This is a genomic window from Pseudomonas asgharzadehiana (assembly GCF_019139815.1).
GTDB lineage: Bacteria > Pseudomonadota > Gammaproteobacteria > Pseudomonadales > Pseudomonadaceae > Aquipseudomonas > Aquipseudomonas asgharzadehiana.
The window spans coordinates 4,768,641-4,783,773 of the sequence record NZ_CP077079.1; the positions used below are offsets into that span (position 1 = coordinate 4,768,641).

General features: G+C 59.6%; 13 protein-coding genes and 1 tRNA gene. 5 read left to right on the forward strand and 9 right to left on the reverse strand.

Features of this window, described 5'->3' with window-relative positions; genetic code table 11:
• The first annotated feature begins 44 nt into the window (after positions 1-44).
• Positions 45-623: a DUF4337 domain-containing protein gene (locus KSS96_RS21505; protein ID WP_017527429.1), complete on the forward strand. Its 579-nt coding sequence runs from the start codon at positions 45-47 to the stop codon at positions 621-623.
• 77 nt (positions 624-700) lie between these two features.
• Here the strand turns inward: KSS96_RS21505 and KSS96_RS21510 are convergent, their stop codons facing one another.
• Together KSS96_RS21510 and KSS96_RS21515 are read right to left on the reverse strand one after the other, a co-directional pair.
• The gene (locus tag KSS96_RS21510; protein ID WP_217855313.1) at positions 701-2,260 is read right to left on the reverse strand and encodes a sensor domain-containing diguanylate cyclase; all 1,560 of its coding nucleotides are present in this window, start codon (positions 2,258-2,260) and stop codon (positions 701-703) included.
• A gap of 161 nt (positions 2,261-2,421) precedes the next feature.
• Positions 2,422-2,511, reverse strand: a tRNA-Ser gene (locus KSS96_RS21515).
• Positions 2,512-2,830: 319 nt separating this feature from the next.
• Between KSS96_RS21515 and KSS96_RS21520 the strand changes: the two genes are divergently transcribed.
• From KSS96_RS21520 to KSS96_RS21530, 3 genes are all read left to right on the forward strand, one after another.
• Positions 2,831-3,523, forward strand: coding sequence for a crotonase/enoyl-CoA hydratase family protein (locus KSS96_RS21520; protein WP_017527419.1), 693 nt, complete (start codon positions 2,831-2,833; stop codon positions 3,521-3,523).
• Between the two features lie 152 nt (positions 3,524-3,675).
• Complete coding sequence (locus KSS96_RS21525) at positions 3,676-4,404, forward strand: 1-acylglycerol-3-phosphate O-acyltransferase (RefSeq protein ID WP_017527418.1); 729 nt, start codon at positions 3,676-3,678, stop codon at positions 4,402-4,404.
• 59 nt (positions 4,405-4,463) lie between these two features.
• Positions 4,464-5,435: a magnesium and cobalt transport protein CorA gene (locus KSS96_RS21530; protein ID WP_017527417.1), complete on the forward strand. Its 972-nt coding sequence runs from the start codon at positions 4,464-4,466 to the stop codon at positions 5,433-5,435.
• Here KSS96_RS21530 and KSS96_RS21535 read toward each other — a convergent pair.
• From KSS96_RS21535 to KSS96_RS21545, 3 genes are all read right to left on the reverse strand, one after another.
• Entirely contained in the window at positions 5,432-6,157 is a 726-nt protein-coding gene (locus KSS96_RS21535) for an amidotransferase (RefSeq protein ID WP_017527416.1), read from the reverse strand. The two genes, KSS96_RS21530 and KSS96_RS21535, sit on opposite strands and share 4 nt — an antisense overlap.
• A gap of 90 nt (positions 6,158-6,247) precedes the next feature.
• A complete protein-coding gene (locus KSS96_RS21540; RefSeq protein WP_017527415.1) occupies positions 6,248-8,395 on the reverse strand; it encodes a 3-hydroxyacyl-CoA dehydrogenase NAD-binding domain-containing protein in 2,148 nt (715 codons plus the stop codon).
• A 15-nt stretch (positions 8,396-8,410) separates the two neighbouring features.
• Positions 8,411-9,616: an acetyl-CoA C-acetyltransferase gene (locus KSS96_RS21545; RefSeq protein ID WP_065878258.1), complete on the reverse strand. Its 1,206-nt coding sequence runs from the start codon at positions 9,614-9,616 to the stop codon at positions 8,411-8,413.
• Positions 9,617-10,257: 641 nt separating this feature from the next.
• Between KSS96_RS21545 and KSS96_RS21550 the strand changes: the two genes are divergently transcribed.
• Positions 10,258-11,064 carry a c-type cytochrome gene (locus KSS96_RS21550; RefSeq protein ID WP_017527412.1) on the forward strand — a complete coding sequence of 269 codons (807 nt, stop codon included), beginning with the start codon at positions 10,258-10,260 and terminating at the stop codon, positions 11,062-11,064.
• Positions 11,065-11,097: 33 nt separating this feature from the next.
• Here the strand turns inward: KSS96_RS21550 and KSS96_RS21555 are convergent, their stop codons facing one another.
• From KSS96_RS21555 to KSS96_RS21570, 4 genes are all read right to left on the reverse strand, one after another.
• Positions 11,098-11,901: a transglutaminase family protein gene (locus tag KSS96_RS21555; RefSeq protein ID WP_068932223.1), complete on the reverse strand. Its 804-nt coding sequence runs from the start codon at positions 11,899-11,901 to the stop codon at positions 11,098-11,100.
• Entirely contained in the window at positions 11,898-12,848 is a 951-nt protein-coding gene (locus tag KSS96_RS21560) for an alpha-E domain-containing protein (protein WP_017527410.1), read from the reverse strand. The genes KSS96_RS21555 and KSS96_RS21560 overlap by 4 nt, the downstream gene beginning before the upstream one ends.
• 4 nt (positions 12,849-12,852) lie before the next feature.
• Positions 12,853-14,262 (reverse strand): circularly permuted type 2 ATP-grasp protein, encoded by a 1,410-nt coding sequence (locus KSS96_RS21565; RefSeq protein ID WP_017527409.1) that lies wholly within the window; start codon positions 14,260-14,262, stop codon positions 12,853-12,855.
• Between the two features lie 400 nt (positions 14,263-14,662).
• The gene (locus KSS96_RS21570; protein WP_003175566.1) at positions 14,663-15,004 is read right to left on the reverse strand and encodes a ribonuclease E inhibitor RraB; all 342 of its coding nucleotides are present in this window, start codon (positions 15,002-15,004) and stop codon (positions 14,663-14,665) included.
• Between the last annotated feature and the right edge of the window lie 129 nt (positions 15,005-15,133).

Below are 15,133 nucleotides of genomic sequence, written 5' to 3' on the forward strand. Positions count from 1 at the left end.
GTGGTGAAGAATCACAGTCCCTCAGCCCCTTCATAGCCGCCGCCATGTCCGAAGCCTTCGAAGTCCCCAGCCCCCACGAAAAACATCTCGAACACACCACCGAACATGCCCACGCCCGCGGGGACAATTTCGCCAGCCGCATTGCCGTCATGACAGCACTGATGGCCACCCTCGGCGCCATGCTCAGCTACCAGGCCGGCTCCACCGAAAGCGAAGCGGCGATGGATAAGAACAACGCCGCCATCTTCAAGACCGAAGCCGCCAACCAGTGGAATTACTACCAGGCCAAATCCAGCCGACAGAACCTGGCGGAACTGGCCATGCATATTCCCGGCGTGGACGCCGCGCATTACAAGGACGAGAGCGAACGCTACAAAAACCAGAAGGAAGACGTGCGCAAACAAGCGGAGAAACTTGAGGCCACGTCTCGGCAATGGGATGAAAAATCCGAACAGGCCCTGCACCAGCATCACCGCTGGGCCCAGGCAATGACCGCGATTCAGATCGCAATTTCGCTGGCGGCGATTACGTTGCTGACAAGAAAGGAGTGGTTGAAACGCTTGGCGTATACGGCGGCAGGGGTAGCCGTGGTGTTAGGAAGTTTGGCGTGGTTGCATCTTTAGCATGAGGCTGGACAGCTGCGTACCCAGCATGACGAGGCCAACCCTTCCCGGGTTTTGACCTCGGCTGCGAGGCCCCTTCAGGCCTGCTCCACCACGACCCGATTACGCCCTTCTTGCTTGGCTTGGTACAACAACCGGTCAGCCCTCTCAAGCACGGCAGAGATCGGTTCACTTGCGGGGTGCCAAAGCGCCACGCCAAGCGAGACGGTGATGTGCCCGACTGTGTCGATATCCGCTGCCGCAATCGAGCATCGTAGTCGCTCGGCGACGTCGGCTGCGGCCTGAAGCGAACTGTTGGGCAATAGCAGTACGAACTCCTCTCCCCCGACCCGGCAGGCCAAGTCGTTGGAGCGTGAATTCTGCTGCATGAGCGCCGCGATGGCCCGCAATGTGTGATCCCCCACAGCATGGCCAAACGTGTCGTTGACGCGCTTGAAGTGATCGATGTCCACGGAAACGACGGCGAACATTTTATCGGCGTCCTGCCAACGCGACAGAATGTCCTGCATCGCTCGACGATTGGCCAAGCCTGTCAATGCATCGGTTTGGGCTTGCTGGTTCAGCTTGCCGATTTTTTCCTGTAGCAGGCTGGCACCCAATAGCAGCGCCCTGCGAATCTGCCAGCTTTCGAAATAGTGCGCCGGGACTGCACTGATCCGCTCGTAGCTGTCAGGCGTATCCAACCGTTTGGCGCAGTCGGCGAGCTTGGACAGCGGCGCTGAGATCCTTGCCCCCAACCACCAGATCAGGAGGATTCCGAACAGCGCAAGGCGCGCTATCCCTTGTGCAACCTTGACCATGGTCTGGCGCAGGAGCGCGTGTATGTTGTCGAGTGGCTGCTGCGAAATCACTCCCCAACCGCTGCTGGCTACCTTGGCGAACCCCGCGAGCATTTCCACGCCATTTTCATCCGCTGCCTGCAACGTACCCGCGTCTTGACTGAGCGCGGCGTCGGCGATCGAACCCTTTGCGACAATGTTGCCGATTTGCTCGGGATCGTTGTGATAAAGCACCCGGCGTGAGCTATCGATCAAGTAAACATGCGCGCCATCCCGGCGCACATTGGTGTCCATCAATGCCTGGAGTGTATTCCTCTGCTCAAGTCGGACACTGCCCCCTATAACGCCCAGATACTGACCTTTCCCATCGAACACGGGCTGGGAGATAAACACCACCAGATTACCCGCGATGGACTCAAAGGCATTGCTGATGATCGGCGCGCGAAGGCTGAGCGGTTCCTTGTGTTGCAGGGTACGGCCATTGAGCGCGAGGCTCTCGGGGGCTGACGCGATAATGGTTCCGGTGGCATCGGCGATAAGCACGGAGTTGAAACTGGCATCCTGCCCAAGCAGGCGCTGAGTTTCTTCTGTCAGATAGCGCTTGTCGTCAAACGTTTTGCCAATGGCGGCTGAAGCGTACTTCAACTTATCGAGGTCGGAGCGCAATACCTGCTCGACACTCGTGGCGATTCTATAGGCATAGGCTTTGTTGACCTCCAGCGCGTTCTCAATCAATTCCTGCTTACGAATCTTGAACATCACCCAGAAACTGTTGGCCAGGGTTGCGACCGCAGAGAGCAGGACAAAAATAAGGATCAGAGTGCGAAGGTTGAGCTTGGGCTTCGGTCGGGTGGTCATTTACGCAGTCCGGCTGGGGCGGGAGAGTTACCAAAGATTTCGAACAAGTATGCACTGTCCTGAGAGCCAGCCCGCAGGGGTCGTGCCTGTTTTTTACAAACGCCAGAAACCACAAACCCCCGGCTTTCGCTAGAAAACCGGGGGTTTGTGTTTATTTAATGTGGCGGTGAAGGAGAGATTCGAACTCTCGATACAATTTCTTGTATACACACTTTCCAGGCGTGCTCCTTAAGCCACTCGGACACTTCACCGTATCTCGTCAAACCAGTTCAGTCTGTCGAGGCGCGCTAATGTAGTCGAAAGCCTTGCTGATGGCAAAGGTTTTTTTCAGAATTTTCATGCGCTTAGGCGGGTATGCCGGATTCGCCCCGGTACGGGGTGGTGATTGTGCCAATCTCGGGCAGGTTAAAGAGGGTCTAGGCTGGGTACTACGCCCTGCGGCAGGCCTTTTGCGGGCGGGGTTGAGTGAAAAGCCTGACTGGCCAGTCAGTCACAGCGCTTTACCGGCGCGGGCGTGGTGGGTAACGTCTGCTGCATTCTTCTATAACAAGTCCTACAAGGAACCGCGTCATGAGTGAGTTGATTGCCTACCACCTCGAAGACGGTATCGCGACCCTGACCTTGAGCAACGGCAAGGTGAACGCCATTTCTCCGGCGGTGGTGAGTGCGTTTAATGAGGCGCTGGACCAGGCCGAGAAAGATCGGGCGGTGGTGGTGATCACCGGCACGCCGGGGATTTTGTCGGGTGGTTACGACCTGAAGGTAATGACGGCCGGCCCAAAAGAGGCGATCAGCCTGGTGACGTCGGGCTCGACGTTGGCGCGGCGCCTGCTGTCCCACCCGTTCCCGGTGATTGTGGCGTGCCCTGGGCATGCGGTGGCCAAGGGCGCTTTCCTGTTGCTGTCGGCGGATTATCGGATTGGGGTGGAAGGCCCGTTCAGCATTGGCCTGAATGAAGTGGCGATCGGCATGACCATGCACCACGCCGGGATCGAGTTGGCGCGGGATCGTCTACGCAAGTCGGCGTTCCATCGCTCGGTGATCAATGCCGAGATGTTTGATCCACAAGGCGCGTTGCACGCCGGTTTCCTCGATAAGGTGGTCGCACCGGAAGACTTGCACGCAGCAGCCCTGGAAGCTGCGCGGCAGTTGAAGAAGATCAATATGAACGCCCACAAGCACACCAAGTTGAAAGTGCGTAAGGCGCTGCTGGAAGCCTTGGACGACGCGATCATTCGGGACCAGAGCCACAGCCTGAGCTAAGTGCTTACAGTTGTTGTGCCAGAGCCCGACCTTCGTCGGGCTTTTTCTTACACGCAAATCCGAAACGCCATCCCCTACCTCTATAGGGGCAATTGCTGAATACAGTGCACAACCGTACACTGAGCCACCTTTTGCCCGCATAGGCCGTGTCGATGCTTTTCCTGTTGCGTATGTTGTTGATGGGCCTGCACTTTATCCTCGCCGGCGTGCTAGGCGTGTTGATTGGGCTCTGTCGCCCTTTCAACCCGGACAACAGTCGCCTGTGCGCTCGCCTGTATGCGTTGCCGGCCATGTGGATATTGCGTTTAAACGTGAAGGCCGATGTCGACTCGTTGCGCAACAAGCCTGGCACCTGCGTGGTGATCGCCAATCACCAGTCCAATTACGATCTGTTTGTCTGTGGCAACGTGGTGCCCTACCGTACGGTGTGTATCGCCAAGAAGAGCCTGAAATGGGTACCGCTGTTCGGCCAGTTGTTCTGGCTGGCAGGCAATGTGCTGATCGACCGGGGCAACGCGCACAAGGCGCGCCGCGCGATACTCACCACCACGCACACCTTGCAGCATGAAGACACCTCGATCTGGGTGTTTCCGGAAGGCACGCGCAACCTCGGCAAAGGCCTGCGGCCATTCAAGAAAGGCGCGTTTCATATGGCGATCGCGGCCGGCGTGCCCATCGTGCAGGTGTGTGTCAGCAATTACGTCACCCACATGCGGCTCAATCGCTGGAACAGCGGTGATGTGCTCATACGCTCGCTGACGCCGATTCCTACCGTCGGGCTGACGTCGGATGACGTCCCAGCATTGATGCAGGCTTGCCAGGCGCAGATGGATGAATGTATTGCCGCAATGGACCGCGAACTCAAAGCGCCGCAACAATAGAACTCCCTTCCAGCTAAGCTGCCCAACACCTGTCCCCTTTATAAGAAGTGACCAGCACCATGGGTAGAGTTGTTGCAGCCGCCGTCTACAGCGCCGGTAAGAAAGTCACGGATATCACCCTTGATGAAGGCGCGGCCTGGGCCGCCAAACCCGGGCACTTTGTGTGGATCGGCCTGGAAGAGCCCAATGCCCAGGAGCTGAGCAACCTGCAGCGCCAGTTCAACCTGCATGAACTGGCTATCGAAGACGCCCTGGAAAAACACAGCCGCCCCAAGCTGGAAACCTTCGGCGATGCGCTGTTTATCGTCACCTACTCACCGGTGCGCGAGAACGGCAAGCTGGAGTTTATCGAGACCCATATCTTCGCCGGCACCGGCTATATCATCACCGCGCGCAACGGTCACTCGGCGTCCTACGGCTTTGTGCGCCAGCGCTGTGAGGCGCGGCCGCTATTGTTGGAACATGGGGAAGATTTCGTACTGTATGCGTTGCTGGATTTCGTCACCGAAAATTACCAGCCGGTCAGCGAGGCCATCCACGCCGAGATCGATGAGCTGGAGCACAACGTGTTGTGCAGCTCGCTCAGCGAACGCGACATCCAGAAGATCCACGGCCTGCGCCGCGACGTGCTGCGGCTCAAGCGCTATGTAGCGCCGATGGTGGAGATCAGCCAGGAATTGCAGAAGCTGAGCTTCCCGTTTATCGATAAGAACATGCGCCCGTATTTCCGTGACGTGCAGATCCATGTGACACGGCAAATGGAAGACCTCACCACCCTACGCGATATTGCCAGCCAGACCATCGAGATCGGTGTGTTACTCGAGGCGTCGCGCCAGAGCGTGGTGCAACGCAAGTTTGCCGCGTGGGCGGCGATCCTCGCGTTCCCCACCGCAGTGGCGGGGATTTATGGGATGAACTTCCAGAACATGCCCGAACTGCAATGGCACTACGGCTATTTTGCGGTGCTCGGGCTTATTGCGACAGGTTGCACAGGCTTGTGGGCCAGCTTCAAGCGTTCTGGTTGGCTTTAAGCGCGCGCCTCAGGTTTGTGCGCCACAAAGCGCATCATCCATTCCGCCACCGTGGCGCCGTGGTGGTCACGCTTAAGGCTCGCTACGCCGTTCGTGTAGATCGTTTCACCCAGCGTTGTCTGAAGAATCTCCAACAGCTCGCGGGAATAGTCGTGGATGAACTCCGGGTGCCCTTGGAAGCACAGCACCTGGTCGCCAATGTGATACGCGGCGAACGGGCAGAAATCGCTGGAGGCAATGACCGTGGCATTGTCCGGCAAGGTGGTGACCTGGTCCTGATGGCTGATTAACAGCGTCAGTTCCGGTACCTCCGGGCTCATCCACGGCGCCTTGGTATCGAGTTTGTAATCATGGATGCCCATGCCCCAGCCTTTGCTGGCGCGTTCAGCCTTGCCGCCGAGCAGCAGCGCCAATAGCTGGTGACCGAAACAGATGCCCAGCAATTTGTCGCCACGCTCATAGCGCTGGAGCAGGTAGGTCTTGAGGGTCTGTATCCAGGGGTCGGTACCGAATGAATCGGCCTTGCTGCCGGTCACCAGATAGGCATCGAACACCTCATCGTCCGACGGGTATTCGCCTTGCACCACGTTGTAGACCACAAACTCGGCGGCAATCGGTTGCTTGGCGAACAGGCGCTTGAACATCTGCCCGTAACCTTGGTACTGATCGATCAAGCCTGGACGCAGGATATCGGTTTCCAGGATGCAGACGCGTAGCGACATAAAAAATACCTGACACGGCGATGGGAATATTGAACACCCAGAGCCTGCCTTGAAACACCCCTTCAAGGCAAGCCCCCTCCCACACGCCGATCACCGAAACACTTCATCTCGTGCGGCTTTGTCGAGCAACAACGCCGGCGGCGAAAACCGCTCGCCATACTGCTCAGCCAGATAACGGGCGCGGGCGATGAAGTCGTTCAAGCCGTACTGGTTGATAAACTGCAACGCTCCCCCACTCCACGCCGCAAAACCAATGCCGAAAATCGACCCCACGTTGGCGTCGGCAGTGGACATCAACACGCCCTCCTCCACGCAGCGCACGGTTTCGATGGCCTGGATAAACAGCAAACGGTCGCGCACATCCTGCGCAGAGATCTGTTGATCCGGCTGTTCAAAGCGCTTTTTCAGTTCGGGCCACAAGTACTTCTGCCCGCCACTGGGATATTCATAGAACCCGCCGCCTGCCGCCTTGCCTGAACGCTGGTATTCGTTCACCAGCAGATCGATGACCGCCGTCGCCGGATGCCCAGGTACATTCTTACCTTCAGCCAGCAGGTCTTTGGCCGCCTGCTGTCGGATATGGCTCATCAGGCTGAGGGAGACTTCATCGGAAACGGCCAGCGGCCCCACCGGCATACCCGCTTTGCGCGCTTCGGTTTCAATCATCGGCGCAGCCACACCCTCGCCGAGCATGGCGATGCCTTCGTTGGTGAAGGTGCCGAACACCCGCGAGGTAAAGAAGCCGCGACGGTCGTTGACCACGATCGGGGTTTTCTTGATTTGCAGGACAAAATCGAACCCACGGGCCAGGGTTTCGTCCGAGGTGTTGGCGCCCTTGATGATTTCCACCAAAGGCATTTTGTGTACCGGGCTGAAAAAATGCAGGCCGATGAATTTGCCGGCATCCGGCACCGCCTTGGCCAGGCCGCTGATGGGCAAGGTGGAGGTATTGGAAGCGATCACCGCATCGGCGCCGACCACGTTTCGCGCGGCAGCCGAGACCTTGGCCTTGAGCTCACGGTCTTCGAACACTGCTTCGATGATCAGGTCACAGCCGGCCAGGTCGGCATCCGAGGCCGTAGGATGGATCCGCGCCAAGGTGCTTTCCCGCTGCTCGGCGCTCAATTGCCCACGGCCGACTTTTTTGTCCAGCAACGCCGCCGAATGCGCCTTGCCCTTCTCGGCACCGGCCTGGGTGATGTCCTTGAGCACCACGTCGACCCCCGCGCAGGCGCTGGCATAGGCAATACCCGCGCCCATCATCCCTGCGCCAAGCACGCCGACCTTGCGCGTCACATAGGGGGCAAAGCCCTGGGGCCGCGAGCGGCCGGCCTTGATTTGATTAAGCTGGAACCAGAAGGTGCCGATCATGTTTTTCGCCACTTGCCCCACGACCAGCTCGGTGAAGTAGCGGGTTTCAATCAGGTGCGCGGTGTCGACATCCACCTGGGCACCCTCGACGGCGGCGCAGAGGATTTTCTCCGGAGCCGGGAAACAGCCGTTGGTTTTGCTGCGCAGGATCGACGGCGCAATCGCCAGCATCTGTGCCACCTTGGGGCTCGCTGGAGTGCCGCCGGGGAGCTGATAGGCCTTGTTGTCCCAGGGCTGCCTGGCGTCCGGGTTGGCCAGGATCCAGGCACGGGATTTGGCCAGCAACTCGTCGCGGTTCACCGCCAGCTCATTGATCAAACCGGCTTGCAGCGCCTGCTGCGGCCGAATTTTTTTACCCTCCAGCAAATACGGCAAGGCTTTTTCCAGGCCGAGCATGCGCACCATGCGCACCACGCCACCGCCGCCGGGCAACAGGCCCAGAGTGACTTCCGGCAGACCGAGCTGCACCGATTTATCGTCCAGCGCAACCCGGTAATGACACGCCAGGCAAATCTCCCAACCGCCCCCCAGGGCCGCGCCGTTGATCGCCGCCACCACCGGTTTGCCGAGGGTTTCCAGACGGCGCAGTTGCGCTTTTAACACCCGCACGCCGTCGTAGAAGTCCTTGGCGTGGGCCTTGTCGACCTGGATCAGTTCATTAAGGTCACCGCCGGCGAAGAAGGTCTTCTTCGCCGAGGTGATAATCACCCCAGCGATGTGGTCCTTTTCTGCTTCCAAACGTAGGACGGTGGCCGCCATGGCCTCGCGGTATGCGCCGTTCATGGTGTTGGCGCTCTGGCCGGGCATGTCGAGGATAAGCACCACGATCCGGTCCTGGCCTTTTTCGTAACGAATGGCATCGGTCATCAGAAATTCCTTGGATCAGAGGCGTTCGATAATGGTGGCGATCCCCATGCCACCGCCGACACACAGGGTGGCCAGGCCGTAGCGTTGCCGGCGCACTTCGAGTTCGTCGAGCAAGGTGCCCAGGATCGCGCAACCGGTGGCGCCCAGTGGGTGGCCCATGGCGATGGAACCACCATTGACGTTGACTCGCGCCGCATCAATGCGCATGTCCTTGATGAATTTGAGCACCACCGAGGCAAACGCTTCGTTGACTTCGAACAGGTCGATGTCTTCCACGCGCAAACCGGCCTTGGCCAAGGCTTTGCGGGTAGCCGGCGCGGGGCCGGTCAGCATGATGGTGGGGTCGGTGCTGGTCACCGCGGTAGCGACGATGCGCGCCCGTGGCTGCAGGCCCAGCTCGCGGCCCTTGGCCTCGGAGCCGATCAACATCAGCGCGGCGCCATCGACGATGCCGGAGCTGTTGCCCGGCGTGTGCACATGCCGGATGCGCTCCACATGGCTGTAGACCCGCAACGCGGTGGCATCGAAGCCCATTTGCCCGATCATTTCGAAGCTGGGCTTGAGCTTGCCCAGACCGTCGAGCGTGGAGTCGCCACGGATAAATTCGTCATGGTCGAGCAGCACGATGCCGTTCTGGTCCTGCACCGCAATCAGCGATTTGTTGAAGGAACCGTCGGCGCGCGCCCTGGCCGCTTTCTGCTGGGACTGTAGGGCAAAGGTGTCGACGTCTTCACGGGTAAAGCCTTCGAGGGTGGCGATCAGGTCGGCACCGATGCCCTGGGGCGTGAAGTGGCTGTGCATGTTGGTTTGCGGGTCGAGCACCCAGGCACCGCCATCACTGCCCATGGGCACGCGGGACATGGACTCGACGCCGCCTACCACCACCAGGTCTTCAAAGCCGGAACGCACTTTCATCGCGCCCAGGTTCACCGCTTCCAGGCCCGAGGCGCAGAAGCGGTTGACCTGTACACCGGCGACACTGATGGCCCAGTCCGCCACCAGAGCGGCGGTTTTGGCAATGTCGGCGCCCTGATCCCCCACCGGGGTCACGCAGCCCAGCACAATGTCATCCACTTGCTGGGTGTCGAGGTCGCTGCGTTGCGCCAGTGCGGTGAGCAGGCCTGCCACCAGGTTCACCGGCTTGATGCTGTGCAACGCACCGTCGGCCTTGCCCTTGCCACGGGGTGTGCGTATCGCATCAAAGATCAAAGCTTGGGTCATGACGTCCTCGGAGCATTGCGCAGTAGTGCCCTTACCTTAGGCCCGATTGACACGGTTTCAATGACGGATGCGCTCATTGCTTTTGACCCCCACGCTCGGACGAACGGTAGGGCCCTAAGGTAATTCGCGGGTTAATCGTTTTAGCTGTCTAGCCAAGGCATTGGCGCCAAGATGGCGTTATGCCTCATACGTTTTTAAGCTGATTTCCTGCTTAGCTGATATGAAATGGATCTAAGCGTTGAAGAACGGGGGCTCTAAGGTTCAATCAGTAGGAGGTTGCTGCCGGGTTTTGCTGGAGCAGCTGTAAGAAAAGCGACACGTCAACGCGCCATACTGAAATAAACCGGCACGTATTTGACGCTCAGGAATAACAACAAAAGGCAGTCAGCCATGTTCAAGCACACAAAAGTACGTCAGGCGGGACTTATTCTGTTCGCCACCACCCTGATTCTGATCTTGCCCAACTTGACCAAAGTTATTGGGTGATGCCGCGTGCGCAGCACTGCATGCATCAGGACTACCGATTTTTGGCAGCACCTGCCGGGCCTTCGTGTATAGCGATCCTGTTGCAGGGGCTGCCTTTTTACGCGTGTTTTTGCGCTATCGTGAGCCCCATCGCGACTTAACACGGGGCCTGCGCCTTGAAACCGATCTTTGCATTTATCGCCTTGCTGCTTGCCCTGCCCGCTCATGCGGCGCAATTGACCATTGAGCTGGACCACACCAGCAAAACTTGGCAAACCGCCGACCTGCTCAAGCACCCGGATGCGCAGACGGTGCAGATCGTCGATGACGTTTCCTACAAGCGCAACATGACCTATCGCGCATTGCCATTGGCTGTACTCCTACCAGGCCTTAAGCCTGAAAATCACCTGCAAGCCGTGGCCCTCGACGGCTTCGCCGCTGAACTTACCGCCGCCCCGCTGCTGCAGAACCACGGCGCCCGCGCTTGGCTGGCGGTGGAAGACCCCGCCAAACCATGGCCTGCCCTGGCCGATGGCAAGCCCAGCGCCGGGCCGTTCTACCTGGTGTGGACCGACCCGCAGGCCGGGCATATCAGCCCTGAGCAATGGCCGTTCCAAGTTTCCAGAATCAAGCAACTGCAAACGGTGGCCGAGCGTTTTCCGGCGCTGTTGCCTGACCCGGCACTGGCCGCAAATGACCCGATCAATAGAGGCTTTGCGCTGTTCCAGAAAAACTGCCTGGCCTGCCATCGCCTAAATGGCGCAGGCGATGCACAGGTGGGCCCGGACTTGAATACGCCTTACAGCCCCACCGAATATTTCGGCGCTGATTTCCTCAAGCGCTATATCCGCGACCCCCAAAGTCTGCGGCATTGGCCCCAGGCGAAGATGCCGGCATTCGCCGCCAGCGTGTTGCCTGACAGCGAGTTGGATTTGCTGGTGGGGTATTTGAAGCATATGGCGGGGCGTAAACAACAGCCTTGAGACCGCCCCACATTGATCTGCGGCGCCTTGAGATTATTGCTGCTGCACTGCGATCACCGGCGTGGGCGCCACGAACACCTTGGCATGCATCTGCTCATGCCCGCCGCCACGGCGCATGCCGCGCACCGGGCAGGCGTCAAGATAATCCAAGCCCACCGCGAGCTTGAGGTGCCGCTCCGGCCGTGCCAGTTGGTTGGTCACGTCAAAGCTGTACCAGGCGCCGTCCAACCAGGCTTCGGCCCAAGCGTGGCTGGCCAGGTGCGTGCTGTCTTCGGTGTACAAATACCCTGATACATAGCGTGCCGCGATCCCAAGGCTGCGCGCGCAGGCCAGGAACGCGTGAGTGTGGTCCTGACAAACACCCGCCCCGCCGGCAAAGGCCTGCGCGGCACTGGTGTCGACTTCGGTGGCGCCAGGGGTATAGACCATCACGTGGTTGAGCGCGTGCGTCAGGTCGATCAATGCCGTGCGGTCGCGACGTTGATGACAGTGCTGTTCGGCAAACTCACGCAACGCCTCGTCGGGCTCGGTCAGGCGCGTGCAGCGCAGGAACGGAAGCGGCGATTGGCTCTCGTGTTCGGCCTCGCGCAATTCGTCGATGTCCACTTGGCCACGGGCACCGATGATGATGGTGTCATGCGGCTCATCCAGGGTCAGCACGTGCAGGATATTGCCGAACGGGTCCACTTGGGCGCGCACCGGGCGCGGCAGGTCCAATTGCCAACTGAGTACGTGCTGGCGCTCGCTGTCGTGGGGGGTCACACGCAAGTACTGGATGCTGGCGCGCACTTGGTCTTCGTAGTGGTAGGTAGTTTCGTGGCTGATGGAGAGTCTCATGCCGCCTCCAGGTAGGAACTGTAGATGGCGTCGCCCAACTGGCGAACCAAAGGGATAAAGTCGGTCAGCCAGGCGTGCAGGCCTTCTTCGAGGATTTCATCAATGGCGGTAAAGCGCAGGCGCGCGTCCATCTCGGCGGCCAGGCGTTGCGCCGGTCGCCCGTTGAGGCCTGGCAGGCTGGCGAGGATCTGGTCGATCTCTTCGCTGCAGGCCCTGAGCGAGCGCGGCACGTCTGCGCGCAACAGCAACAGTTGCGCAACGTGTCGGGCGCCTGGGGCGTCGCGATAAATCTCGGTATAGGCCTCGAACGACGACAGCGCGCGCAACAAGGCGCTCCATTGGTAGTAGGCGTGAGCCGTGCCGTCGGTGACGGCTTCGGCGCGGTCGCCGGCCATTTCATAGCGTGCGTCCAGCAAACGCAGGGTGTTGTCGGCGCGCTCGATAAACGTGCCCAGACGAATGAAACGGAACGCGTCGTTGCGCATGATGGTGCCGTAGGTGGCGCCGCGAAACAGATGTGAGCGCTCCTTGACCCACTCGCAGAAACGGCTCATGCCGTAGCGGCCCAGGCCTTGTTGGGCGATATCGCGGATATCCAGCCAGGTGGCGTTGATGTTTTCCCACATGTCGGCGGTAATTCGCCCACGCACCGCATGGGCACTGGCCCGCGCGGCGCCGAGACAACTGTAGATACTGGCCGGGTTGGCCGCGTCCAGAGCGAAGAAGTGCAGCAGGTTTTCGGCATGCAATTCACCGTGGCGCTCGCGGTAATCCTCCAGGGTGCCGGTGATCAATAACGGCATGGCCAGTTCATGCAGGCCATCGCCGCGCCCGTCCTGGGGCATCAGCGACAACGAATAACTGACATCGAGCATGCGCGCGAGGTTTTCGGCGCGCTCAAGGTAGCGCGACATCCAATATAAATCCGAGGCAGTTCTGCTCAACATGGCATCAATCCTCCACCACCCAGGTGTCTTTGGTGCCGCCGCCCTGGGACGAGTTGACCACCAGCGAACCTTCGCGCAGCGCCACACGGGTCAAGCCGCCGGGGACTACACGGGTTTCCTTGCCGGACAACACAAACGGGCGCAGGTCGATGTGCCGTGGGGCGATACCGTTTTCGACAAAGGTCGGGCAGGTGGACAGGCATAGGGTCGGTTGAGCGATATAGGCGTGGGGCTTGGCCTTGATACGCGCACGGAAGGCTTCGATCTCGGCCGCGGTGGACGCGGGCCCCACCAGCATGCCGTAGCCGCCGGAGCCTTGGGTTTCCTTGACCACCAAGTCCGGCAGGTTGGCCAGCACGTGGGACAGTTCATCAGGTTTGCGGCACTGGAAGGTCGGCACGTTCTTCAGGATCGGTTCTTCATCCAGGTAAAAACGGATCATCTCGGTGACGAAGGGATACACCGACTTGTCATCCGCCACCCCGGTGCCGATGGCATTGGCCAGCACCACGTTGCCTGAACGATAGGCGGCGAGCAGGCCGGGTACGCCGAGCATGGAGTGCGGATTGAACGCCAGCGGGTCGAGAAACGCGTCGTCGAGGCGACGGTAGATCACGTCCACCGCCTTGGGGCCGTCGGTGGTGCGCATAAATACGCGGTCATCACGTACGAACAAGTCAGCCCCTTCCACCAGTTCCACACCCATTTCCCGAGCGAGGAACGCATGCTCAAAAAAGGCGCTGTTGAACCGCCCCGGCGTCAGTACCACCACGCTGGGGTTATCCAGGGGGCTGGAGCTTTTCAGGGTATCGAGCAGCAGGTTGGGGTAATGGTCGATGGGCGCGATGCGCTGGGCCGCGAACAGTTCGGGGAACAGGCGCATCATCATCTTGCGGTCTTCGAGCATGTAGCTGACACCGCTGGGTGTACGCAGGTTGTCCTCCAGCACGTAGTAAGTGCCATCGCCATCACGTACGAGATCGACCCCGGAGATGTGGGAATACAGATCACGGTGCAGATCCAGCCCCTGCATCGCCAATTGATATTGCTCGTTGGCCAGCACCTGTTCGGCGGGAATGATGCCGGCCTTGATGATGCGTTGCTCGTGGTACAGGTCGGCCAGAAACATGTTCAGCGCCTTGACCCGCTGGATGCAACCGCGCTCGACCACCCGCCATTCACTGGCCGGAATACTGCGCGGGATGGTGTCGAAGGGGATCAGGCGCTCGGTGCCTTGCTCGTCCCCGTACAGGGTGAAGGTGATCCCGGCGCGGTGAAACAGCAAATCGGCTTCGCGGCGACGCTGGGCCAAGAGTTCTGCCGGGGTGTCGGCCAACCAGCGGGCGAATTCGCGGTAGTGCGGGCGCACCTGCCCCGCCCCATCGTACATCTCATCGTAATAAGTGCGGATCATGCCGTACTCCTTGTCACTCGGACGCAAGAACCATCGCAAGGCCCGTGCCATCGGCATAAACACTTAAAAATCAGTGTGTTGAATTAATCCAGGCACCTTGTCGCACCTTCCTGGTGCACAGAATGCCCGGCGTGTTGTCCTGCGCTTCATCGCAATGCAGGCTTTGACTATCAACAGCATAGCCAGAGTTGATTTCACTGCCCGGCCAAGCCTGCGGATAATCGCGCCATCTGCTGAATAACCTTTGGCGCTCCGCTCTTCCCTTTAGGCCACCCTCGTTGGGTGGCTTTTTTTTAGGGTTCAAAAAGTACGGTAGGCGTCGCGCGGCGTTTCAGGTCATACAAACAAAATCGGCCGACCCTGAGGTCAGCCGATACACGGCGTTGCGCGTGACAACCCACTACATGGGTAACGGGCGAACCGGGTGCTTGACGCCCCACCCTTCTATGATGCCGCCAAGGGGCTCCACCACTGCTTCAAAGTCCTGCTCGAAGTCTCCTATGCCGTCGTAGGTTGCAAACATGACCTTGCTTAGCTCCAGGTACCAGGCGCCATCGTCGCGCGCACTGACCTGGGCGTTCAGCGACTCGCCGCGAAACTCACCCGCCGCCCTGCGCGCCCGTTCCTCATCCGGGAAAATGGCGTAGAACTCGATGGGGTGGAAACGTGAAAAATCGAAGCCGCCTTCTTTCATGCGGCGCAGAACGTGGGTACTGATGTCTTCTTGATAGGCTGTGCTCATGAAACGTCCTCCTCAAACCGATGGATAGACTTTCCGTGCTTCCCGAAGCCCGCACCTACCGGCGCGGGAACGGCCATGACATCACCGCTGGAAAACAAGCATGTAGCTGACAAGACCAGACCTTAGCGA